The 21,428-nt window shown below is 65.1% G+C and carries 24 protein-coding genes; 17 read left to right on the top strand and 7 right to left on the bottom strand.

Annotated elements, in window-relative coordinates; translation table 11 throughout:
* Positions 1 to 8: 8 nt before the first annotated feature.
* Entirely contained in the window at positions 9 to 584 is a 576-nt protein-coding gene (locus Q0C42_RS20515) for an NYN domain-containing protein (RefSeq protein ID WP_295080575.1), read from the bottom strand.
* A 137-nt stretch (positions 585 to 721) separates the two neighbouring features.
* Between Q0C42_RS20515 and folK the strand changes: the two genes are divergently transcribed.
* The 8 genes from folK to rnc all read left to right on the top strand — a co-directional run bounded on the left by folK (position 722) and on the right by rnc (position 7,556).
* Entirely contained in the window at positions 722 to 1,300 is a 579-nt protein-coding gene (folK, locus tag Q0C42_RS20510; protein WP_295080572.1) for a 2-amino-4-hydroxy-6-hydroxymethyldihydropteridine diphosphokinase, read from the top strand.
* 85 nt (positions 1,301 to 1,385) lie between these two features.
* Positions 1,386 to 1,739 (top strand): DNA-directed RNA polymerase subunit omega, encoded by a 354-nt coding sequence (gene rpoZ / locus Q0C42_RS20505; protein WP_295080569.1) that lies wholly within the window; start codon positions 1,386 to 1,388, stop codon positions 1,737 to 1,739.
* A gap of 28 nt (positions 1,740 to 1,767) precedes the next feature.
* Positions 1,768 to 3,885: a bifunctional (p)ppGpp synthetase/guanosine-3',5'-bis(diphosphate) 3'-pyrophosphohydrolase gene (locus Q0C42_RS20500; protein WP_295080566.1), complete on the top strand. Its 2,118-nt coding sequence runs from the start codon at positions 1,768 to 1,770 to the stop codon at positions 3,883 to 3,885.
* Positions 3,886 to 3,966: 81 nt separating this feature from the next.
* Entirely contained in the window at positions 3,967 to 4,629 is a 663-nt protein-coding gene (locus Q0C42_RS20495; RefSeq protein ID WP_295080563.1) for a DUF2062 domain-containing protein, read from the top strand.
* 39 nt (positions 4,630 to 4,668) lie between these two features.
* Complete coding sequence (locus tag Q0C42_RS20490) at positions 4,669 to 5,421, top strand: pyridoxine 5'-phosphate synthase (protein ID WP_295080914.1); 753 nt, start codon at positions 4,669 to 4,671, stop codon at positions 5,419 to 5,421.
* Positions 5,422 to 5,574: 153 nt separating this feature from the next.
* Positions 5,575 to 6,000: a holo-ACP synthase gene (gene acpS, locus Q0C42_RS20485; RefSeq protein ID WP_295080560.1), complete on the top strand. Its 426-nt coding sequence runs from the start codon at positions 5,575 to 5,577 to the stop codon at positions 5,998 to 6,000.
* Between the two features lie 52 nt (positions 6,001 to 6,052).
* Positions 6,053 to 6,856, top strand: a complete 804-nt coding sequence (gene lepB / locus Q0C42_RS20480) for a signal peptidase I (protein ID WP_295080558.1) — start codon at positions 6,053 to 6,055, stop codon at positions 6,854 to 6,856.
* Positions 6,857 to 6,866: 10 nt separating this feature from the next.
* Entirely contained in the window at positions 6,867 to 7,556 is a 690-nt protein-coding gene (gene rnc / locus Q0C42_RS20475; RefSeq protein ID WP_295080555.1) for a ribonuclease III, read from the top strand.
* Here rnc and Q0C42_RS20470 read toward each other — a convergent pair.
* On the bottom strand, positions 7,553 to 7,705 hold the full coding sequence (locus Q0C42_RS20470; RefSeq protein WP_295080552.1) for a hypothetical protein: 153 nt from the start codon (positions 7,703 to 7,705) through the stop codon (positions 7,553 to 7,555). The genes rnc and Q0C42_RS20470 overlap by 4 nt on opposite strands.
* Positions 7,706 to 7,765: 60 nt before the next feature.
* On the opposite strand from Q0C42_RS20470, the gene era reads away from it, so the two are divergent.
* The 4 genes from era (at position 7,766) to Q0C42_RS20450 (ending at position 11,190) form a co-directional block, all read left to right on the top strand.
* Entirely contained in the window at positions 7,766 to 8,677 is a 912-nt protein-coding gene (gene era, locus Q0C42_RS20465) for a GTPase Era (protein WP_295080548.1), read from the top strand.
* Positions 8,678 to 8,749: 72 nt separating this feature from the next.
* A complete protein-coding gene (locus Q0C42_RS20460; RefSeq protein WP_295080545.1) occupies positions 8,750 to 9,085 on the top strand; it encodes a DUF1491 family protein in 336 nt (111 codons plus the stop codon).
* 69 nt (positions 9,086 to 9,154) lie between these two features.
* A complete protein-coding gene (gene recO, locus Q0C42_RS20455) occupies positions 9,155 to 9,874 on the top strand; it encodes a DNA repair protein RecO (RefSeq protein WP_295080542.1) in 720 nt (239 codons plus the stop codon).
* 92 nt (positions 9,875 to 9,966) lie between these two features.
* On the top strand, positions 9,967 to 11,190 hold the full coding sequence (locus Q0C42_RS20450) for an MFS transporter (RefSeq protein ID WP_295080539.1): 1,224 nt from the start codon (positions 9,967 to 9,969) through the stop codon (positions 11,188 to 11,190).
* A gap of 78 nt (positions 11,191 to 11,268) precedes the next feature.
* On the opposite strand, the gene Q0C42_RS20445 is transcribed toward Q0C42_RS20450, so the two are convergent.
* The 3 genes from Q0C42_RS20445 to Q0C42_RS20435 form a co-directional block, all read right to left on the bottom strand.
* Positions 11,269 to 12,279 carry an aldehyde reductase gene (locus tag Q0C42_RS20445; protein ID WP_295080536.1) on the bottom strand — a complete coding sequence of 337 codons (1,011 nt, stop codon included), beginning with the start codon at positions 12,277 to 12,279 and terminating at the stop codon, positions 11,269 to 11,271.
* A 60-nt stretch (positions 12,280 to 12,339) separates the two neighbouring features.
* Positions 12,340 to 14,001 (bottom strand): acyl-CoA dehydrogenase family protein, encoded by a 1,662-nt coding sequence (locus Q0C42_RS20440; protein ID WP_295080533.1) that lies wholly within the window; start codon positions 13,999 to 14,001, stop codon positions 12,340 to 12,342.
* 112 nt (positions 14,002 to 14,113) lie between these two features.
* Positions 14,114 to 14,632 (bottom strand): DUF3859 domain-containing protein, encoded by a 519-nt coding sequence (locus Q0C42_RS20435; protein ID WP_295080530.1) that lies wholly within the window; start codon positions 14,630 to 14,632, stop codon positions 14,114 to 14,116.
* 67 nt (positions 14,633 to 14,699) lie between these two features.
* Here Q0C42_RS20435 and Q0C42_RS20430 point away from each other — a divergent pair, with 67 nt between their 5' ends.
* Complete coding sequence (locus Q0C42_RS20430; protein WP_295080529.1) at positions 14,700 to 15,473, top strand: sulfite exporter TauE/SafE family protein; 774 nt, start codon at positions 14,700 to 14,702, stop codon at positions 15,471 to 15,473.
* Here the strand turns inward: Q0C42_RS20430 and Q0C42_RS20425 are convergent.
* Together Q0C42_RS20425 and Q0C42_RS20420 are read right to left on the bottom strand one after the other, a co-directional pair.
* Entirely contained in the window at positions 15,451 to 15,948 is a 498-nt protein-coding gene (locus Q0C42_RS20425) for a DUF2243 domain-containing protein (RefSeq protein ID WP_295080526.1), read from the bottom strand. The two genes, Q0C42_RS20430 and Q0C42_RS20425, sit on opposite strands and share 23 nt — an antisense overlap.
* 54 nt (positions 15,949 to 16,002) lie before the next feature.
* A complete protein-coding gene (locus tag Q0C42_RS20420; RefSeq protein ID WP_295080524.1) occupies positions 16,003 to 17,601 on the bottom strand; it encodes a phosphoenolpyruvate carboxykinase in 1,599 nt (532 codons plus the stop codon).
* Positions 17,602 to 17,951: 350 nt separating this feature from the next.
* Between Q0C42_RS20420 and Q0C42_RS20415 the strand changes: the two genes are divergently transcribed.
* The 4 genes from Q0C42_RS20415 to Q0C42_RS20400 form a co-directional block, all read left to right on the top strand.
* A complete protein-coding gene (locus tag Q0C42_RS20415; RefSeq protein ID WP_137111551.1) occupies positions 17,952 to 18,653 on the top strand; it encodes a response regulator transcription factor in 702 nt (233 codons plus the stop codon).
* A 12-nt stretch (positions 18,654 to 18,665) separates the two neighbouring features.
* Positions 18,666 to 20,360, top strand: coding sequence for a sensor histidine kinase (locus tag Q0C42_RS20410; protein ID WP_295080521.1), 1,695 nt, complete (start codon positions 18,666 to 18,668; stop codon positions 20,358 to 20,360).
* Positions 20,357 to 20,779: an HPr kinase/phosphorylase gene (locus Q0C42_RS20405; protein WP_295080518.1), complete on the top strand. Its 423-nt coding sequence runs from the start codon at positions 20,357 to 20,359 to the stop codon at positions 20,777 to 20,779. Before Q0C42_RS20410 ends, Q0C42_RS20405 begins: the two co-directional genes overlap by 4 nt.
* Before the next feature lie 17 nt (positions 20,780 to 20,796).
* Positions 20,797 to 21,428: RNase adapter RapZ (locus tag Q0C42_RS20400; protein WP_295080515.1), on the top strand; the 632-nt coding region annotated here is incomplete at its 3' end.

Genomic DNA, 21,428 nt, shown 5'->3' with positions numbered 1-21,428 from the left:
TGCAGGGATCACTTCGCCTCGACCACGACCTCTTCGGCGGTGGCGGGGCGCGGCTCACGCGGCGGACGGCCGATGACTTCACGCAGTTCGTCCAGCTCGATGAAGTTGTCGGCCTGGCGGCGCAGTTCGTCGGCGATCATCGGCGGCTGGCTGCGGATGGTCGAGACGACCGAGACGCGGACGCCCTGACGTTGCAGGCTTTCCACCAGCGGGCGGAAGTCCCCGTCGCCGGAAAACAGCACGATATGGTCGACCCGCGCGGCAAGCTCCATCGCATCGACGGTAAGTTCGATGTCCATGTTGCCCTTCACCTTCCGCCGTCCCTGGCTGTCGGTGTATTCCTTCGCGGGCTTCGTGCGCATCGTGAAGCCGTTGTAATGCAGCCAATCCACCAGCGGCCGGATCGGAGAATAGTCATCGTTTTCCAGAAGCGCGGTGTAGTAGAAGGCCCGTAGCAACTTTCCCCGGCGCATGAACTCCATCCGGAGGAGCTTGTAGTCGATGTCGAACCCCAGTGCCTTGGCCGCGGCGTAAAGGTTAGAACCATCGATGAACAGCGCGAGCCGTTCGTCTTTGTAAAACATTCTGTGTCCCCTCAAAGTCGCTGTCAGAACAAACCTAGCCAGTCAAAAAGACGTCCACTCAGGAAAATCCAGCAGCCAACCGGAAATCACTAGCAGCCGGACCCCGCAGCACACAAGAGAACTAAAGGACAAAACCCATGTACGAAAGGATAGGAGCACCCGTTTTGGTTGCGCTCGGCGCAAACTTGCCATTTGGGGGCGAGTCACCGGCGGAGACGCTTCGACAGGCTTTGCAAGCGATTGCAAAAGAAGGCCTTACAGTTCTGGCGGTTAGTCCCTTCTACGCGACGCCCTGCTTTCCGGCCGGGTCCGGCCCGGATTATGTGAATGCGGCGGCGGTCTTAGCTGGAAATGAAGAGAGTGACGCAACGTCACTTCTGGCGATCCTCCATGCTGTCGAAAACCAGTTTGGCAGAGTTCGCAACAAACGTTGGGGAATGCGCACTTTGGATCTGGATCTGCTTGCACTGGGCGATTCGGTGATGCCCGATCCCGCGACCCAGGATTCCTGGCGCCTGCTGCCAGCCGAAGCCCAGGTGCGGGCGACGCCCGACCAGCTGATCTTGCCGCACCCGCGGCTGCAGGACCGGGCCTTCGTCCTTGTCCCGCTGGCCGCTGTCGCCCCGGACTGGGTGCATCCCCGCACCGGTGCAAGCGTGGCCGAGATGCTTGCAGCCCTGCCGGAAGCGGACCGCGCGGCTGTCAAACCACTTTGATTTTGCCCGATTTGCCGCTTGTCAAGACTTTCCACCCGGCATAATAAGGCCACTTCCAGCGAAGCTTCCGATTTGGAGTATCCCCATGGCCCGCGTGACGGTTGAAGATTGCGTTGACAAGGTCCCGAACCGGTTCGAGCTGGTGATGCTTGCTGCCCACCGGGCACGCGAGATCCAGTCGGGCTCGCCCGTCACCGTGGACCGCGACAACGACAAGAACCCGGTCGTCGCCCTGCGCGAGATCGCGGACGAGGCTCAGCAGGCCGAAGTCCTGCGCGAGCGGATGATCGAAAGCTATCAGACCCAGATCGAGGTCGACGAGCCCGAGGAAGACCAGATGGCGCTGCTGATGGGCGGCGAGATGGATCGTCCGATGGTCGACGACATGTCGGAAGAAAAGCTCCTGCGCGCCTTGATGGAAGCCCAGGGCGAGTTCTGACGGGGACAGGACCCGCAAAGGGGCGGTGATGATTGACGTCGAAGACCTCATCGCCCTGGTCCGCAACTACAATCCGCGCTGCAATGCCGACCTGATCCGCCGGGCCTATGCCTACGGGTTCAAGATGCATGACGGCCAGATGCGGAAGTCCGGCGAGCCCTATTTCACCCATCCCGTCGCCGTATCGGCAATCCTGACCGAGCAGCAACTGGACGACGCGACGATCGTCACTGCCTTGCTGCACGACACGATCGAGGACACCCGGTCGACCTATGCCGATCTGGCCGCGATGTTTGGCGAGGAAGTGGCCGAGCTGGTCGATGGCGTGACGAAGCTGACGAACCTGCAGCTGTCGAATACCGAAAGCCAGCAATCCGAGAACTTCCGCAAGCTGTTCATGGCGATGTCCCGCGACCTGCGGGTGATCCTGGTCAAGCTGGCCGACCGTCTGCACAACATGCGGACGATCAAGTCGATGACTGCGGAAAAGCAGGCCCAGAAGGCGCGCGAGACGATGGAGATCTTCGCTCCGTTGGCCGGGCGGATGGGCATGCAGTGGATGCGCGAGGAGCTGGAGGACCTGTCCTTCAAGGTCTTGAACCCCGAAGCGCGGAATTCGATCCTGCGGCGGTTTTTGACGCTGCAGAAGGAATCCGGCGATGTGGTCCACAAGATCACGGCGGACATCCTGCACGAGCTGGAAAAGGCGCAGATCGACGCGGATGTTTTTGGTCGGGCAAAGAAGCCCTACAGCATCTGGCGCAAGATGCAGGAAAAGGACCTGGCGTTCAGCCGGTTGTCCGACATCTACGGGTTCCGGGTGATTGCCGGGTCGGTCGCGGATTGCTACCGCATCCTGGGGGTGATCCACCAACGCTGGCGGGCGGTGCCAGGCCGGTTCAAGGATTACATCAGCCAGCCGAAGAACAACGGGTATCGGTCGATCCACACTACGGTCTCGGGGCGCGACGGCAAGCGGGTGGAAATCCAGGTCCGCACGCGCGAGATGCACGAGGTGGCCGAGGCCGGGGTTGCGGCGCATTGGTCTTACCGTGAGGGCGTGCGGGCGAAGAACCCCTTTGCGGTCGATCCGGCCAAGTGGATCGCGACGCTGACCGAACGGCTGGACGAAGGCGACACGGACGAGTTCCTGGAACACGTCAAACTGGAAATGTATTCCGACCAGGTGTTCTGCTTCACGCCCAAGGGCGACGTGATCCAGATGCCGCGCGGGGCGACTCCGCTGGACTTCGCCTATGCGATCCATACGCGGATCGGGAACAGTTGCGTGTCGGCCAAGATCGACGGCATCCGGGTGCCCCTGTGGACGCGGCTGAAGAACGGCCAGTCGATCGAGATCATCACGGCCGAGGGGCAGCGTCCGCAGTCCAGCTGGATCGACATCGTGACGACGGGCCGCGCGAAGGCGGCGATCCGGCGGTCCCTGCGTGAGGAGGACCGGGGGCGGTTCGTCAAGCTGGGGCAGGAACTGGCGCGGGCGGCCTTTGACCACGTCGGCAAGAAGGCCACGGACAAGGCGCTGCGGACGGCGGCCAAGATGCTGGGGTTGTCGGACGAAAACGACCTTCTGGCGCGGCTCGGGTCCGCCGAACTGCCGGCGCGGCGGGTGGTCGAGATTCTGTATCCCGAGCTGGCGCAGGCGGTGGCCGAAGAGGTCGACAGCAAGCGGCCGGTAGTGGGGCTGATGGCCGACCAGGACTTCCGCCGCGCGCGGTGCTGCCAACCGGTTCCGGGCGAGCGGATCGTGGGGATCACCTACCGCGGGCAGGGGGTCGTGGTCCATGCGATCGACTGCCCGGCGCTGGAAGAGTTCGAGGATCAGACCTCGCGCTGGGTCGACCTGCACTGGCACTCCGGACGGCACTCGCCGGTGTTCACGGTCAGCCTGGACATCACAATTTCGAATGATGCGGGCGTTCTGGGCCGCATCTGCACCCTGGTAGGCGAGCAGAAAGCGAACATCTCGGACTTGCGGTTCACCGACCGAAAGCCGGATTTCTATCGCCTTATCATTGACGTGGACTTGCGCGATGTCGAACATCTGCACATGGTCATGACGGCGCTGGAAGCTGAAACGGATGTGGCGCAGATATCGCGTCATCGGGATTTGACACGCCGGCCATAAGGTCGGACAGCGGGGGTGGGGCCCGGAGAAGAGGCGACGTTGGTTTTCAGGCGCAGGGATAAGTTAGGGTGGGGCGCATGGTTGCGCGAGCAGGTCTATCCGCGCTCGGGCTTCAAGCGTGCGACCCGTTATGTCGTATACCGGATGCGCCGCCTGCCGGACCAGCCGCACCGCGTCGCGCGGGGGGTATTCGCCGGGTTCTTCATCGGTTTTCTGCCTTTGCCCGGGCTGCAGTTCCTTGCCGCCTGGGGGGCTGCACGCCTTGTGAGGGGTAATGTGCTGGCGGCGCTGCTGGGGACCTTCAATACCAATCCCGTGACGACTCCCTTTTTCGCGGTGCTGGCGATGACCCTTGGTCACTGGATCATGGGGATCGAGGCGCCGCTGAACGGCAAGTACATCGGTCACGCCTTTGGTGAAGCGGGGCGCGACCTGTGGTTCAACTTCCTGGCGATGTTCGGACCGCAGAAGACCCAGTGGGACGGGCTGATCCAGTTCTGGAACGAGATCTATATCCCGTATCTGATCGGGGCGCTGGGACCGGCGCTGATCCTGTCGACCATCGCCTATTACGTGACGATTCCGCTGGTCGAGGCCTACCAGAAAGCCCGCGCGGCAACGGCGCAGGACCGGGCCGAGCGGCGTGGCAGGATGCGGGCCAAGCTTGCAGAGGCCGCGGCCAAGCTGAAGCGTCGCAGCGAAAAAGGCAGCGAAGACGATGACGACAGCCCGGGAACGCCCTAGACTGTCGGAAAACGCGGGAAGGCCGGAATGATCCAAGCACTGCACCAGACTGGCAAGCTTCGGCTTGGGGTGAACATCGACCACGTGGCGACCGTGCGGAATGCCCGCGGTTCGGCCTGGCCCGACCCGCTGCGCGCGGCGCTGTTGGCGGAAACCGCAGGGGCGGACGGGATCACCGCGCACCTGCGCGAGGATCGCCGCCATATCCGCGACGCCGACATCGAGGCGCTGATGGCCGCCTTGACGGTGCCCCTGAACTTTGAATGCGCCGCCACGGCCGAGATGCAGGCGATTGCGCTGCGCCACAAGCCGCATGCGATCTGTCTGGTCCCCGAAAAGCGCGAGGAGCGGACGACCGAGGGCGGGCTTGACGTGGCCTCGGACCAGAACCGTCTGACCGACTACATCACTCCCCTGCGCGAGGCAGGCTGCCGCGTCAGCATGTTCATCAGCCACGATCCCCGCCAGATCGAAGCCAGTGCCCGGATCGGCGCGGCGGTGGTTGAACTGCACACCGGGCTGTACTCTGATCTTCTTGCGGACGGCCACGCGGCGCTTGCGGACCGCGAGCTTGCCTCTCTGCAGGCCGGGGCCGAGTTCGCCGCCAGCCTGGGGCTGGAGGTCCATGCCGGTCACGGGCTGACCTATGACAACGTGGAAGCCATCGCCGCCATCCCGGAGCTGGCCGAGCTGAACATCGGGCATTTCCTGGTCGGCGAGGCGATCTTCCGCGGGCTGGAAGCCTCGATCGAGGAGATGCGTCGGCGGATGGACCTGGCACGCGGTCTGTAAGGCCCGCCAAGCGTCCGCGGTCTTGCCGGGGGACCCGGTGGGGCACAGACCTGCGGGTTTCTGAAGCTGATGGTGGCGCTGGAAGAGGCCGGGCAACTCTGCCATGAGTTTGCCGAGGCAGGCTGATCCCTGCGGGCAAGTCAGGGGAAGGCGATGATCCTGGGTATCGGCAGCGATCTGTGCAACATCGAGCGGATGGAGGCGACGCTGGCGCGACATGGCGAGCGCTTCAAGCAGCGGGTATTTACCGACATCGAGCAAAAGAAGGCCGACAGCCGCCCCCGCGCCATCGCCGCGACTTACGCCAAGCGTTGGGCCGCGAAGGAAGCGTGTTCGAAGGCGCTCGGCACCGGATTGCGGATGGGGATCGGCTGGAAGGACATGGCTGTCACGAACCTGCGGTCGGGCCAGCCGGTGATGCATGTCACGGGCTGGGCCGCCGAAAGGCTGCGCGCGATGACGCCCGCGGGCCACGAGGCCGTGATCCATGTCACGCTGACCGACGACCACCCCTGGGCGCAGGCATTCGTGGTGATCGAGGCCCGTCCGCTGGTCGCGGGGGCGCCGGGCCAAGCTTGACTCCCCTGAACCCCGCGCGCATGTAGCGCAAAACGGCAAGAGGCAGGACGGCATGGAAAGCAGCGACAAGGGCGATGGCGGCATCGTCGAGACGATCAAGACGGTCTTCTGGGCCCTGGTCATCGCAATCGCGTTCCGGTCGATCCTGTTCCAGCCGTTCTGGATCCCGTCCGAGTCGATGAAGGACACCCTGCTGATCGGGGACTTCCTCTTCGTCAACAAGATGGCCTACGGCTATTCCCGCTATTCCTGCGAAATCCCGTTCACGACGGTCAGCCTTTGCCCGGTCTCGGGCCGGGTTCTGGGCGCGGACCCGGCGCGCGGTGATGTCGTGGTGTTCCGGCATCCGACGGCGGGGGCGGACTACATCAAGCGGCTGATCGGGCTGCCGGGCGACAAGCTGCAGATGCAAGGTGGCGTGCTGTACATCAACGGCGCGGCGGCTCCGCAAGAGGCGGCAGGCGTGTTCGAGGAAGTGATGGAAGCGCAGGGCCCGATGCGCAATCGCCCGCGCTGCGAGAACGGCGCGGTGGGCGACGGCGGGCTTTGCACGAAGTCCCGCTTCGTCGAGACCTTGCCCGAGGGCCGGCAGCACAACGTCCTGAACATCGATGCTTCGGGTCCCGGCGACGACACGGATGTCTTCACCGTGCCCGAAGGCCACTACTTCGTGATGGGCGACAACCGCGACAACTCCACCGACAGCCGCTTTCCGCAGGCCCTGGGTGGCGTCGGTTTCCTGCCGGCCGAGTTCCTGATCGGCCGGGCGGATCGGATCATGTTCTCGTCGGCGGGCCGGAGCCTGTTCTTCTTCTGGACCTGGCGGGCCGACCGCTTCTTCAAGGCGATCGAGTGAGAGCGAACCCGTGAGGTTGGCGGCGGACCTGCTGGCCTTTCAGGGCCGCCTGGGACATGCGTTCCGCAAGCCTGATCTTCTGGTGCGGGCGGTGACGCATGCCTCGATCGGCACCGCGACGCGGCCCGACAACCAGCGGCTGGAGTTTCTGGGCGACCGGGTGCTGGGGCTGGTGATGGCCGAGGCGTTGCTTTCGGCCGACACCGATGCGCGGGAGGGACAGCTTGCGCCGCGCTTCAACGCGCTGGTGCGCAAGGAAACCTGCGCCGATGTGGCCCGCGAGGTCGGGTTGGGGGACGTGCTGAAGCTGGGGCGGTCCGAGATGCTGACCGGCGGCCGCCGCAAGGAGGCCTTGCTGGGCGACGCGATGGAAGCGGTGATCGCAGCGGTCTACCAGGACGCGGGCTTTGAGGCGGCGCGGGCCCTGGTGCTGCGTCTTTGGGGCAGCCGGATCGCGGCGGTGGAACCCGACGCGCGGGATGCCAAGACCAGTCTGCAGGAATGGGCGCAAGCCCGTGGCATGGTGCCGCCCAGCTACGAGGAGGCCGGGCGCAGCGGCCCCGACCATGCTCCGGTCTTCACGGTGCGGGTGACATTGGCGACCGGACAGGCGGCCGAGGCTTCGGCAGGGTCGAAACGGGTGGCGGAACAGGCCGCGGCGCGACTGCTGCTGGACCGGGTGGAGGCGACCCGCGACTAGTCCGGCAGGGATGGCGGCATCAGCCCCTTCTGCCGCGCCTCGCACCGCCAGAGCTTCTTGCGGACCCCGGCGACTTCCAGACCGGCATACTTGCCGCGGGAGAAATTGGGCCAGTCGATCGCGGGGGTTTCGAGATCAAGGTTTGCCAACTGGCATTTCCGTCCGCTTTCCAGTATGGGGCAAGCTTACATCAAGGATAGCTGAACGACATGACCACGCGCGCGGGCTTCGTCGCCCTGATCGGAGAGCCCAATGCGGGCAAGTCCACCCTCCTGAACCGGATGGTGGGGGCGAAGGTGTCCATCGTCACGCACAAAGTGCAGACGACGCGGACCCGGATCCGGGGCGTCTGCATGGAGGGGCAAAGTCAGATCGTGTTCGTCGATACGCCCGGCATCTTCCGGCCCCGGCGGCGCCTGGACCGCAGCATGGTCAAGGCGGCCTGGGGTGGGGCGTCGGATGCGGATATCATCGTCCTTCTGATCGAAGCGCAGCGCGGGCTGACCGAGGGCGCCAAGGCGATCATCGAACGGCTGAAGGACGAGATGCCGAAGGGCCAGCCCATCGCGCTGGCGATCAACAAGCTGGACCGGGTGAAGGCGGAAACGCTGCTGGCTCTGGCCGAGGAGGCCAACGCGGCCTTTCCCTTTGCCAGAACCTTCATGATCAGCGCCGAGAAGGGTTACGGCGTCGCCGATCTGCGGGAGTGGCTGGCGGCCGAAGTGCCGGAAGGCCATTGGTTCTACCCCGAGGACCAGATCGCCGATCTGCCGATGCGGATGATCGCGGCCGAGATGACCCGTGAGAAGCTGACCCTGCGGCTGCATGAAGAGCTGCCGTATCAGCTGACCGTCGAGACCGAGAAGTGGGAAGACAAGCCCGACGGGACCACGCGGATCGACCAGATCGTCTATGTCGCCCGCGACGGCCACAAGGGGATCGTGCTGGGCAACAAGGGCGAGACGATCAAGGGCGTGGGCCAGGCAGCGCGGGCTGACATCAGCGAGTTCCTGGGTCGCACGGTGCACCTCTTCCTGCAGGTGAAGGTGCGGCCGAACTGGCTGGACGAACCGGAGCGCTATTCCGAGATGGGCCTCGACTTCAAAGACGGCGATGCGTGAGAGGGGCAAAAGTCTTCGAAGACTTTTGCAAACTCCTTCGAAGGAACTGGGTCGCGGCCGGGGCGTGGCGCGATGAGCCCACGGCTGGCGAGCGGCATCTGGGTCTCGGCTTACCTTACGCGGCTGCGGCTGGCGGATATTCCGGCCTATGTGACCGCCAAGGGTGACAGCGAGGCGGGCGCCGTGGTGGTCAAGGTGGCGCTGCTGGACGGGTCCGCGCGGGCTTACGAGCGGCGGTCGGACCTGATGACCGGGGCGCGAGCCTGGATCCTTCTGACCGAGGGGCCGGAGGCGGAGGTCGACGCTTTGGTCTCCCGCACCAAAGCACGCGATCCGGATCTGTGGGTGATCGAGCTGGAGGATCGGCAGGGCCGGACCCTCCTGGAAGAAGACGGGTTGGCGGACTGAGGCGCGGGAGAAAGGCGGGCCTGGCAACCGGGCTTGCGGGGGCGGGCGTCGCAGCGGATAGTCCGACGCATGGATTGGCGCGACGACGGCATTCTTCTGTCCATGCGGCCGCATGGCGAGACCTCGGCGATCATCGAGGTGATGACGGCGGCGCATGGTCGGCATTCGGGCGTCGTGCGCGGTGGTGCCTCGCGCAAGATGGCGGCCAGTTTGCAGCCGGGGACGGGTCTCAAGCTGGAATGGCGGGCGCGGCTGGACGAGCATATCGGCAGTTTCACGGTCGAGCCGGTGAAATCCCGCGCGCATCTCTTGGGGGACCGGCTGGCGCTGGCGGGGCTTTTGGCGGTCTGTGCCCTTTTGCATGAGGCACTGCCGGAACGGGAGTCCCATCCGGCCCTGTGGCGGAAGTCGCTGGCACTGATGGATGTTCTGGGGGGCGAGGGCTGGACGGCGGCCTATGTCCGCTGGGAGCTGTGCCTCTTGGAGGAGATCGGCTTTGGCCTGGACCTTTCCGCCTGCGCCGTCACCGGGGCGACGGACGGGCTGGCTTACGTCAGCCCGAAGACCGGGCGGGCGGTGACAGCCAAGGGCGCGGGGGAATGGGCGGACCGGCTGCTCCCCTTGCCCGACGGGCTGGAGGGTGAGGCGCCGTTGTCGCCGCAGGCGGTGGTGACGGGGCTGCGGTTGACCGGCTACTTCCTGGACCGCGAGTTGCGTCCCGTGCTGCACGACCGCCCCCTGCCCGAGGCACGGTCGCGGCTGGTCGACCTGCTGGCGCGTCTGGCCTGAACCGCACTGGCCCCTGACACGGCTGGCCCGAAACGACCGCAGATGTCGGCTTTGTGGCAGACGGAACCGGGTCTGGCCGTCCAAGTCGGATCATGGCCAACCGTTACATTCCGCTGGCGCTGCGCCACAGCCCGACGCCCCGGATCGAGCATTTCGCACTGCTGTCGGGGCTGGACGCGTCGATCCGCGGGATGCTGATCTCGACCATGCCGCTGGTGGTCTATGACGCGCTGCAAGATGCGCAGGCAACCTCGGTCGTGTTCTTCATCTCGGGCGTCGTCGCGCTGATCTGGGGGCTGATGGTGCCCTGGGCCGCCCGGCTGATCCCACGGCGCTGGACCTATACCGCGGGCGGCTGCCTGTATCTCGTCGGCAATACGCTGGGCGCCATCGGGACGGTCTGGTCGGTGCCGATGGCGCTGATCTGCAATGCGATGGCGACGGTGACGATCTTCGTCTGCCTGAACGCCTATGTGCTGGACTATGTCGACCGGGAGAACCTGGGGCGCAGCCAGTCGACCCAGATGGTCTATGCGGCTGCCCCCTGGGCTATCGGGCCGATGGCGGGGGTCTGGCTGTATCATCAGTGGCACGCGCTGCCTTTCATCGCCTCGGGCGTCTTCGCCTTCATCCTTCTGGTCTGCTTCTGGGTTCTGCGGCTGGGGAATGGCAAGCAGATCACCCGGGCCAAGCGGGCGGCGGTGAACCCGCTGGGCTATCTGGGCCGGTTCTTCAGCCAGCCCCGGCTGATCGCGGGCTGGATGTTCGCGGTGATGCGGTCCTGCGGCTGGTGGGTCTATGTCGTCTACCTGCCGATCTTCTGCATCGAGGCGGGCTTGGGCGACAAGGTGGGTGGCATCGTGCTGTCGATCACGAATGCGCTGCTTTTCGCGGCCCCGGCGCTGAACCGTCTGGCGCGGCGGCTGTCGGTGCGGCGGTCGGTCCGCGCCGCGTTCGGGATCTGCGGCGCGCTGTTCCTGGCGGCGGGGCTTCTGGCCTTCCTGCCCTGGACGACGGTGGCCCTCTGCATGGCGGGCTCGGTTTTCCTGGTCATGCTGGACGTGGTCGGGGGTCTGCCCTTCCTGATGTCGGTGAAACCCAGCGAGCGGACCGAGATGTCGGCGGTCTATTCCAGTTTCCGTGACGTCTCGTCGATCCTGACTCCGGGGGCAGCCTGGCTTGTCCTCTGGGTCGCTCCCTTGCCGGGGATCTTCGTGATGGCTGGGGTGGGGTTGCTGGCCTCGTGGGCGGTGGCGGGGCGGATGCATCCCCGGCTGGGCGTGCAAAGGCCGTCGCGCGGCGGGGTGGCTGCCTGATACCGCTCCTCGATGGTCTTCGACCACTCGTCGCTGGGCACTTGCGACGAGAAGCCGAAGGCGAACGAGGAGCAGTCGTCAGGCCCAGATCCTGCCGTGCTTGACCAGCCAGTCGGCCGAGGCGAGGAGCGCGGCTTTCGGCGCGATGAACTCCATCCCCATTTCCTTGACCGCACGGGCATTGGACACGCGTTCCAGGTGGCCAAGCTTGGGCAGGATCGACTTGATGGAGGCATCGAAGACCGACAGCAGCCGGACGATGGCTTTTGGCGCCTCGCGCGTTGGAATGCGGCGGGTGGGGTAGGCGGCCTTGAGGGTCCGGCCCATGTCCACGAAGGCCATCGAACCGGAGGAGGCCAGGTAGCGGCGACCCTCGGTTTCGGGGCGTTGGAGCGCGCGCAGGTGCATCTCGGCCACGTCACGGACATCGACGACGGGGATTCCCATCGGTGGGAGCATCGGGTCCTTGCCCTTTAGGAAGCGCTCGACGAGGCCAAGCGACGAGCCGTAGTGTTCGTCCAGGGGTGGTCCCAGAACCAGGCCGGGGTTGATCGTCGTCAGCTTCAGACCGCGTGCCTTGGCGATCTCCCAGGCGGTGCGCTCGGCCAGGGTCTTCGACTTGGCATATGGCGTGGTCGAGGGCAGATGGATGTCGCACCAGTCAGCCTCGTCCTGCAGCGTGTCGGGCTTTGCTTCGTTCAGAACCGCGACGGTGGAGGAGGTCAGGATGACCCGTGTCACGCCGGCGGAAGCGGCGGCCTTCAGGACCCGCTCGGTGCCTTCCACGGCGGGGCGGATCACCGTGGCTGGGTCCTTCGGCTGGGCGATGGGAAAGGGCGAGGCGGTGTGTACCAGCGCCGAGACGCCAGCCATCGCCTCGGCCCAACCGGCGTCGGATTCGAGGTCGGCCTGGACGAAGGTCAAGACGCCGGCATGTTCGGTGAGATAGGGCGCAAGGGCGGCGCGGACCTCCTCGGCCCGGTCCATGCGGCGCAGGGTTCCGCGCACCGAATACCCGGCGTTCAGCAGCTTGAGGGCCACATGTTTCGCGATGAAACCGGAGACCCCGGTCAATAGCACCAAGTCCATGCCCGACTCTCCCCTAACCCTGCTTACAAGATTGGTCCGGTCGGGCCGCAATTCAATCCCTTACTCCAGCAGGCGCCGCGCTATGACCTGGGCCTGAATCTCGGCGGCGCCTTCGAAGATGTTCAGGATGCGGGCATCGCAAAGGATGCGGCTGATCCGGTATTCCAATGCGAAGCCGTTGCCGCCGTGGATCTGCAGCGCATTGTCGGCACTGGCCCAGGCGACGCGGGCGCCAAGAAGCTTGGCCATCCCGGCTTCGACGTCGCAGCGCTTGTCATGGTCCTTCTGCCAGGCGGAGAAGTAGGTCAGCTGGCGGGCGATCATGACTTCCACCGCCATCATCGCCAGCTTGGATTCAATGCGGGGGAACTCAATCAGCGATTTGCCGAACTGCTTGCGGTCCTCGGCATATTGCATCCCCGTTTCCAGCGCCGATTGCGCAACGCCGATGGCGCGGGCTCCGGTCTGGATGCGGGCGGATTCGAAGGTCTGCATCAGCTGCTTGAAGCCCTGGCCTTCGACCTGGCCCAGCAGGTTCGCCCCATCGACGCGGAAGTCGTCGAAGTTGACGGTATATTCCTTCATGCCGCGGTAGCCGAGCACCTCGATCTCGCCGCCCGACAGGCCGGGGTCCACGAAGGGCGTCTCGTCGGTGCCGGGGGTCTTTTCCGCAAGGAACAGCGACAGGCCGCGGTAGTCGGTGGTGCCTTCGACGCTGCGGGCGAGGACAGTCATGACGTGGGTGCGGGCGGCGTGGGTGATCCAGGTCTTGTTGCCGGTGATGACCCAGTCGTCACCGTCCTTCTTCGCCTTGGTGCGCAAGCTGCCAAGGTCCGAGCCGGTGTTGGGTTCGGTGAAGACAGCGGTGGGCAGGATCTCCCCGGAGGCAAGGCCGGGCAGCCACTTCGCCTTCTGCTCTTCCGTTCCGCCGCACAGGATCAGCTCGGCGGCGATTTCGGTCCGGGTGCCAAGCGAGCCGACGCCGATATAGCCGCGGCTGAGTTCTTCGGACACCACGACCATCGAGGCTTTGGACAGGCCGAAGCCGCCATAGGCTTCCGGGATGGTCAGACCGAAGACACCCATCTCGGCGAGTTCGGTGATGACCTCCATCGGGATCAGCTCGTCCTTCAGGTGCCAGTCGTGCGCGCGGGGGATGACCTTTTCGTCGGCATAGCGGCGGAACTGGTCGCGGATCATCTCCAGCTCTTCGTCGAGGCCGGTGGCCCCGAAGGTCGCGCGCCCGTGGTTGTCCCGCATCAGCGCGACAAGGGCGTGGCGTGCCTCGGGCGTATTGCCTTGGGACATCAGCTTTGCGGCCTGGGCGCCGGGGGTCCAGGTCAGGCCAAGGTCGGAGAGGCGCGCGAACTCAGTCTGGCTCATCGGGATTCCGCCAGCGATCTGGGTCAGGTATTCGCCGAAGCCGGCCTGAAGGATCAAGGCTTCCATCTGGCCGAACTGGCTGGCATCCGCCAGTCGTCCCGCCCAGGCGTCCAGCTGGCGCAGTGCCTCCACGTAGGTTGCGAGCCAGGCCAATGCGTGCGCCTGATACTGTTGCGCCTCCAGCGCCTGGTTCGACACCTTGCCGCCGGTGGAAACCTGCGCCTTCAGACCGTCCCGCGCCTGGGTGAACAGCGCCTCGACCTCGGGCAGGGCGGCCTTCGTAAGCGCCTGAAGATCGGAGAGGATCGGGGTCTGGGTCATGACTTGTCCGTCAGGCATGGGTCGGCTCCGGCGAGATTCTGCACCTGCGAAGAGGTAGCGCCTTCGCAACGGCAGCGCAACAAGATTTCGCCACTGAACGCTGGGGCGACCGAAAATGTCGCAGCCGTTTTCAAGAGATTGCGCCGCAGGCTTGGGCAATCTGCGGCAGCGCCTGGGCCGGGACCACTTCGAACGTCACGGTGTAAAGCTGTTCCCCGCCGGCCCAGGCCTCGAAGCGCCAGATGCCGGGGATCAATTCATCCTCGCGGTCGAAGCGGAAGAAGCCGAACTGGTCGGAGATGTCGGTGAAGCTGGAGGTCCAGACCTCGGGCGTGGCGGAACCGGGACGGTAGACGCGCATTTCACCGTCGAGGAAGAGGCCGGGTTGCAACCGGGACTTTACTCCGAACGCGAGGCCGATCTGCGCCGGGACGATCTGGCGGTCGGGCCAGTGGAAGTCGATTTCGGTGTCGGGGACGTGGATCCAGCCGGAAAGCGTGCCGGGGGCGGGGCGCTGGTCCATCGCCTGCAGGGCGCAGAAGACGCCGAACGTGAGGCTAGCCACATTTGGGCCCGCCTGCGGTGCGGCGGGTTGGGCAGCCAGGGGGGCCGCAAGAGCCAGAAGCAGTGCCAGTGCCAGCCGTCGCATGTGCGTCTCCCGCGGGGGGTTTCCCCCGCAGGAGGACTGCGCCACAAGGGGCGGGAAAGGGCAAGTCATGTTCGATCTTCTTTCCGGCGGGCTGTCGGGCCAGGCCTTTACGGTGGCGCTGGCGGTGACCCTGTTTGCCGGCTTCGTGAAGGGCGCAGTGGGCTTTGCCATGCCAATGATCCTGGTGTCGGCCTTCGCGATCTTCCTGCCGCAGGAGATGGCTCTGGCAGGTCTGATCCTGCCGACGCTGGTGACGAACCTGAGCCAGGCGTTCCGGCAAGGCGTCGGACCGGCGGTCGAAACGGCACGGACCTATCGGCGGTTTCTGGTGGCCACCGTGGTCTGCATCGCGATCTCGGCCCCCTTTGCGGATGCGATCCCGCGGGTGGTCTACCTTCTGATGCTGGGCATCCCGATCAGCCTTTTTGCCGCCCTGCAACTGATGGGGCGGAATCTAGCGATCCAGTTGCACCACCGCGACCGGGCGGAGTGGGGGTTGGGAGTGATCGGAGGCCTTTACGGTGGGGTGTCCGGCATCTGGGGGCCGCCCTTGCTGGTGCTGCTCTTGTCGACAGGGGCGGACAAGATGACGATGGTCCGGGCGCAGGGGGTGGTTTTCCTGATTGGTGCGGTCGCGCTGTTGGCCTCGCACCTCGGGACCGGGATCGCCAATCCGCAAAGCCTGGGCTTTTCGACTGCGTTGTCGGTGCCGGCACTGGTGGGGCTTTACCTTGGCTATGCCGTGCAGGACCGGCTGGATCAGGCACGCTTTCGGCGCTGGACGCAGGGGCTGCTGGTCGTCACCGGGCTGAACATGGTCAGGCAGGCGCTTTTCGGCTGACCGCGTAGCCAAGGGCGAGAAGCAGCACTCCTGACGCAAGGAAGCCAAGGTCCCAAGCCAGCCATCGGTCGGGCGGGACGGTTTCATTGACGTGGTGCAGGCCAAGGAACTGGTGGTTCACCAGCCCTTCGATCAGGTTGAAAAGGCCGAACCCCATCAGCGCGCCACCGACAAGCTTGCTGCCGTAAAGCCGCGCCCTGCGTTGCGCGCCGCGCAACAGAAGCGCGATTCCCGCGACGGTCATGATCCAGGTGGCGGCATGGAACAGGCCGTCGAGAAGCGTATTCCGTTCCAGCCCCGCGACGGTGTCCACCGGCACTCCGGCCGACGAGGCGATGTGATGCCATTGCAGGATCTGGTGCAGGACAATGCCGTCGACAAAGCCGCCGAGACCCGCACCCAGAAGAAGCGCGCCCGCCATCGGAAAGCGCGCGCGCGGCAGGTGGGTCTGTGGCACAGTCTGCGAGGAAAGCATCGCCGGTAAGGGTCCTTCAAGACCAGAACCGGCGGGGCTGGGGGTTGTTCCCGGTCAGCCGATGGCGGCGGCTTTCACATCGGCGTCGATGAAGGGCACGTACTGCGCAAAGTTCTTCTGGAACATGCCCACGAGCTTTGCCGCCTGGGCGTCATAGGCGGCTGGGTCGGCCCAGGTGCGCCGCGGGTCCAGAAGGGCCGCGTCGACGCCCGCGACCGAGACCGGAACCTCGAAGCCGAAATTCGGGTCCTTGCGGAAAGCCGCGGCGGACAGCGAGCCGTCCAGCGCGGCGGCGAGAAGCGCGCGGGTGGCCTTGATCGGCATCCGCTTGCCGGTGCCATAAGCCCCGCCGGTCCAGCCGGTGTTGACCAGCCAGCAGGACGCGCCGTGCTTGGCGATCTTGGCTTGCAGAAGCTTGCCGTAAACCTCGGGGCGACGTGGCATGAACGGGGCGCCGAAGCAGGTGGAGAAGGTCGGCTGCGGCTCGGTGATGCCACGTTCGGTCCCGGCGGCCTTGGAGGTGAAGCCGGAGAGGAAGTGGTACATCGCCTGCGCTGGCGAGAGCCGTGCGATGGGGGGCAGGACGCCAAACGTGTCGCAGGTCAGCATGACGACGTGGCGCGGGTGACCGCCCAAGCCGGTGGCGCTGGCGTTCGAAATGGCTTCCAACGGATAGGCACAACGGGTGTTTTCGGTGAGGCTACGGTCGGAAAAGTCCAATTCCAGCGTTTCGGGGTCGAAGACCATGTTTTCCACGACGGTCGCGAAGCGGTGGGTCGTGGCATAGATCTCGGGCTCGGCCTCGGGCGAGAGGTCGATGGTCTTGGCGTAGCAGCCGCCCTCAAAGTTGAAGATGCCACGGTCGGACCAGCCGTGTTCATCGTCGCCGATCAGCGTGCGGTCGGGGCTGGCCGAAAGGGTAGTCTTGCCGGTGCCGGACAGGCCGAAGAAGACGGCCGCGTCGACCGGGTTGCCCAGTGCGTGGTTGGCCGAACAGTGCATCGCCATCACGCCCTTGGCGGGCAGAAGGTAGTTCAGCACGGTGAAGACGGCCTTCTTGTTTTCCCCGGCATAGGCGGTGTTGGCGATCAGCACCGTCTTTTCGTCGTAGTTCAGCACGATGGCTGTTTCGGTCCGGGTGCCGTGGCGGGCCGGGTCGGCCTTGAACGACGGGCAGTTGATGATGGTCCATTCCGGCGTGAAGCCGTCCAGGTCCGCACGCGCCGGGCGGCGAAGGAGATGGCGGATGAAAAGCCCGTGCCAGGCAAGTTCCGTAACCACACGGACGTCCAGCCGGTGCATCGGGTCGGCACCGGCATAGAGGTCCTGGACGAACAACTCACCGCCTTTGACATGGGCCAGCATGTCCGCCTTGAGGCGCGCGTAGGCCTCGGGAGACATGGCGGCGTTGTTGTCCCACCAGATCGTTTCTTCGGTGGTGGCGGTGCGGACAACGAACTTGTCCTTCGGCGACCGCCCGGTGAACTGCCCGGTCGAGCAGAGGAAAGCCCCGCCCCGACCCAGACGACCTTCGCCCCGCAGGACCGCGGCCTCGACCAGCGCGGGCTCGGCATAGTTGTAGTGGGCGACCGCCACACCCGTAATGCCTTGCGTCTCCAGCGTCTGATTGGGGTTCACGCGTCCTTGGGTCATCCTGCAAGCTCCCGTTGCCGCACCGCGGTGCGGCGGTTCAGTAGGTCGGCATTCGGGCCAATGAATGCCGCGACAAGCCCGCCAAGGGCAGGTCATACTAGGCCTATAGCATGGGATTTTTGCACCAGAATAGAGCGATTTCAAACAGTTAGCGCAATCATCTGGCCGTTAGCGCCACCATCGGCAAAGGGGCGCCGGAATGGACAAGGAATTGTCGTCGCGATGGGCTAAATTGTCACCCTGTCCCCGATTGTTTCACGGGTGATTCGCTTTTCTGTTGATTATCCGGGTGCAACCCTGAAAATGGCACATAAAACAATAAGGCAGCAGCAGTTTAGGGAGGCACGCAGATGTCCCGCATCGCCCTTGTCGACGATGACAGGAATATCCTGACCTCGGTCGCAATGACCTTGGAGGCCGAAGGATTTGAGGTCGAGACGTACAACGACGGCCAGTCCGCATTCGAGGCGTTCAGCCGCCGGATGCCCGACATGGCGGTCCTTGATATCAAGATGCCCCGGATGGACGGGATGGATCTGTTGCAGCGCATGCGGCAGAAGACCTCGATCCCGGTGATCTTCCTGACCTCGAAGGATGACGAGATCGACGAGGTTCTGGGCCTTCGGATGGGCGCGGACGACTACGTCAAGAAGCCCTTCAGCCAGCGCCTTCTGGTCGAACGCATCCGTGCGCTTCTGCGCCGGCAGGAGGCGATCAACACCGGCGAGGCTGCGGCCACCGAAGAAACCCGGATGATGGAGCGGGGCGCTCTGCGCATGGACCCGCTGCGGCATTCGGTGACGTGGAAGGGCAAAGAGGTCGCGCTGACCGTGACCGAGTTCCTGCTCTTGCAGGCGTTGGCGCAGCGGCCCGGCTTCGTGAAATCGCGCGACCAGCTGATGGACGTGGCGTACGACGATCAGGTCTATGTCGACGACCGCACCATCGACAGCCACATCAAGCGGCTGCGCAAGAAGATGCGTTCGGTCGACGATACCTTCTCGGCGATCGAGACGCTGTATGGCATCGGCTACCGCTACAACGAAGAATAACAGCCGCACGTCATGTCCTCGGCACCCCGGATTTCACAAGACGACCTGAGGCCGAAGCGCTCGGGCGACGTCCTTCTGGGCGAGGATTGGGTTTCCCCCGATGCCACCGTCGAGCGGCTGAAGGAAGGCCGGGGCGGGCGCAGCATCGTCGGGCTGAACCGCTCGCCACTGGCGCGGAAGATCATCGTCTTCAACCTGATGGCGTTGGTGTTGCTGGCGGTGGGCGTTCTGTTCATGAACCCGTTCCGCGACAGCCTGGCGTTGCAGCGCCAGCTGGGCATGGTGCGGCAGGCAGAGCTGATCTCGGCGGTCTATGAGGCGCATCTGCGGTCGGGCAACACCGGCTTTGATTTCCGCACGCCGTTGCAGGATATCGAGCTGGACCCGGTGCTGGAGGTTTTTGTCTTCGACCCCACGGGGTCGCTTCTGGCCTCACGCGTGGGGCAGGGGACCGGCACGCTGGTCACGAACCCGGACCAGCCGACCATCCTGACCGACTTTCTGGAAGGCGTGTGGAACCTTGTCACGGTGCTGTTCCGCCAGGGTCAGGCCGACTGGACCGAAACGATAGACCCCGCCGACAACGCGCGCTCGGCCTTTGAAGGCGCGCGCGGCGGTGAGGTTGTGACCCGGGTCACCCGCAACAGCGAAGGCAGCATCTATTTCACCGTTGCCACCCCAATCATCGTGGGCGGCGATCTGGTGGGGGTCGTGGCGATCACATCGAACAGTCAGGAGATCGACCGGCTGGTCCGCTATGAGCGGGAACAGATCCTGCAAATGTTCGTTCTGGCCGTGGTCCTGTCGATCAGCCTCAGCCTGATGCTGGCCTCGACCATCTCGAACCCCCTGTCGGACCTGGCTGCTGCCGCCGAAGTGGGGCGAGACCGCGACTCGCGCCGGGTGGCGCCCAGCCGGGTCCGCATCCCCGACCTTGCCGCCCGCCCGGACGAAATCGGTCGGCTGTCCGTCGCCATGCGAGGAATGGTCTCGGCCCTGTACGACCGGATCGATGCCAACGAACAGTTCGCCGCCGACGTGGCGCACGAGATCAAGAACCCGCTGGCATCGCTGCGGTCGGCCGTCGGATCGCTGCGCTTCGTCAAGAAGGAAGAACAGCGGGAAAAGCTCCTGGACGTCATCGAACACGACGTCCGCCGCCTGGACCGGCTGGTCAGCGACATCTCCAACGCCTCGCGGCTGGATTCGGAGCTGGTGAAGGAGGAGGAGGAAGAGTTCAACCTTCTCAAGACCCTGTCCAACCTTTGCCAGTACCTGTCGCAGCAAGCGGGTGAGAAGGGCGTCGATTTCATCATCGACCTGCCTTCGGACCCGATCGCGATCCACGGGCTTGAAGCACGGCTGGCGCAGGTCTTCGTCAATCTGGTCACCAACGCGATTTCCTTCTGCGAAGACGGCGATGCGGTCCGCGTCTGGGCGCGTCGCCGGGAAAACCGGGTGCTGATCGTGGTGGAAGACACTGGCCCGGGTATTCCGGAACAGGCGTTGACCAAGGTGTTCAAGCGGTTCTATTCCGAGCGCCCGCAGGCCGAGTTCGGCAAGCATTCCGGCCTGGGGCTGGCGATCTCGAAGCAGATCGTCGAGGCCCACGGCGGGGTGATCTGGGCCGAAAACATCCGCCCGACCGCCGCCGACCCGACCTCGGAGCCATTGGGCGCGCGGTTTGTGGTCGGCCTGCCGGTGTGACCAGCGAAATCCTGCACGCCAGTTGTGTCGCGGCCGAGGGTCGCGGCCTCTTGATCCTGGGACCCTCGGGCGCGGGCAAGTCGGCACTGGCGATCCGGCTGATCGTGCTGGGGGCCGCACTGGTGTCGGATGACCGGACCCGCATCGTGGTCGCGGGCGATACGCTGCAGGCAAGCTGTCCGAATCCGGACCTGCGCGGCCTGGTCGAATCGCGCGGCCTTGGTCTTTTGCGTGCCCCTGCTGTCGAAAGTGCGGAACTGGTGCTGGCGATCGATCTTGGGCACCCCGAAAGAGAGAGACTGCCTCCCTTCCGGACGGTCACGTTTCTGGGAAGACCGATCTCCCTTGTGCTGCAACCGCAGAATGACCATTTCCCCGACGCCCTGATGCTTTATCTTCGCCACGGTCGTCAGGCATGACGTCGCCTGGATTTCCAATGACACCTGAGCCCACGCAGGACCATCACCTTGTCTTCGTCACTGGCCCTTCCGGCGCCGGGCGGACGACTGCGATCCGTGTGCTGGAGGATCTGGGTTATGAGGGCATCGACAACATCCCCCTGTCGCTGGTCCCCCGGCTGATCGAAGGCGCTCCGCTGGGCCGCCCCATCGTTCTGGGCCTTGACGTGCGGAACCGTGACTTCAATGCCACCGCCCTGATCGAGTTGATCGACAGCCTGACCCGCGATCCCCGCGTGCGACTTGAGGTGCTCTATCTGGACTGCGCGCCCTCTGTGCTGATCCAGCGCTATTCCGAGACCCGTCGCCGGCACCCGCTGGCCCCGAACGAGACGCCTGCACAAGGCATCGAACGCGAGATCGACCTTCTGGCCCCGATCCGGGTGCGCGCGGACCATCTGATCGACACCACGGAACTGACGCAGCATGACCTGAAGGCCGAACTTGCGGCGATCTTCGACATCACGCCGACGGGACGGCTGTCCGTCTCGGTCCAGTCCTTCAGCTACAAGCGCGGCACTCCGCGCGGGATGGACATGATCTTCGACTGCCGGTTCCTGGCGAATCCCCACTGGCAGCCCGCGCTGCGTCCGCTGGACGGCCGCGACCC

The sequence above is a fragment of the Tabrizicola sp. genome (genome assembly GCF_022842145.1).
Lineage (GTDB): Bacteria > Pseudomonadota > Alphaproteobacteria > Rhodobacterales > Rhodobacteraceae > Tabrizicola.
Note: the sequence above shows the minus strand (reverse complement) of the source record. Positions and strands in the feature narration are given on the sequence as shown.

What these genes read in the sequence shown, in the direction of transcription:
- Q0C42_RS20410 (WP_295080521.1), top strand. Translation starts at nt 18,666, where the DNA reads ATGTCCTCGGCACCCCGGATTTCACAAGACGACCTGAGGCCGAAGCGC.
- Q0C42_RS20460 (WP_295080545.1), top strand. Translation starts at nt 8,750, where the DNA reads ATGAGCCCACGGCTGGCGAGCGGCATCTGGGTCTCGGCTTACCTTACG.
- Q0C42_RS20515 (WP_295080575.1), bottom strand. Translation starts at nt 584, where the DNA reads ATGTTTTACAAAGACGAACGGCTCGCGCTGTTCATCGATGGTTCTAAC.
- era (WP_295080548.1), top strand. Translation starts at nt 7,766, where the DNA reads ATGACCACGCGCGCGGGCTTCGTCGCCCTGATCGGAGAGCCCAATGCG.
- Q0C42_RS20435 (WP_295080530.1), bottom strand. Translation starts at nt 14,632, where the DNA reads ATGCGACGGCTGGCACTGGCACTGCTTCTGGCTCTTGCGGCCCCCCTG.
- Q0C42_RS20450 (WP_295080539.1), top strand. Translation starts at nt 9,967, where the DNA reads ATGGCCAACCGTTACATTCCGCTGGCGCTGCGCCACAGCCCGACGCCC.
- acpS (WP_295080560.1), top strand. Translation starts at nt 5,575, where the DNA reads ATGATCCTGGGTATCGGCAGCGATCTGTGCAACATCGAGCGGATGGAG.
- Q0C42_RS20500 (WP_295080566.1), top strand. Translation starts at nt 1,768, where the DNA reads ATGATTGACGTCGAAGACCTCATCGCCCTGGTCCGCAACTACAATCCG.
- folK (WP_295080572.1), top strand. Translation starts at nt 722, where the DNA reads ATGTACGAAAGGATAGGAGCACCCGTTTTGGTTGCGCTCGGCGCAAAC.
- rpoZ (WP_295080569.1), top strand. Translation starts at nt 1,386, where the DNA reads ATGGCCCGCGTGACGGTTGAAGATTGCGTTGACAAGGTCCCGAACCGG.
- Q0C42_RS20425 (WP_295080526.1), bottom strand. Translation starts at nt 15,948, where the DNA reads ATGCTTTCCTCGCAGACTGTGCCACAGACCCACCTGCCGCGCGCGCGC.
- recO (WP_295080542.1), top strand. Translation starts at nt 9,155, where the DNA reads ATGGATTGGCGCGACGACGGCATTCTTCTGTCCATGCGGCCGCATGGC.
- Q0C42_RS20445 (WP_295080536.1), bottom strand. Translation starts at nt 12,279, where the DNA reads ATGGACTTGGTGCTATTGACCGGGGTCTCCGGTTTCATCGCGAAACAT.
- Q0C42_RS20430 (WP_295080529.1), top strand. Translation starts at nt 14,700, where the DNA reads ATGTTCGATCTTCTTTCCGGCGGGCTGTCGGGCCAGGCCTTTACGGTG.
- Q0C42_RS20415 (WP_137111551.1), top strand. Translation starts at nt 17,952, where the DNA reads ATGTCCCGCATCGCCCTTGTCGACGATGACAGGAATATCCTGACCTCG.
- Q0C42_RS20420 (WP_295080524.1), bottom strand. Translation starts at nt 17,601, where the DNA reads ATGACCCAAGGACGCGTGAACCCCAATCAGACGCTGGAGACGCAAGGC.
- Q0C42_RS20440 (WP_295080533.1), bottom strand. Translation starts at nt 14,001, where the DNA reads ATGCCTGACGGACAAGTCATGACCCAGACCCCGATCCTCTCCGATCTT.
- lepB (WP_295080558.1), top strand. Translation starts at nt 6,053, where the DNA reads ATGGAAAGCAGCGACAAGGGCGATGGCGGCATCGTCGAGACGATCAAG.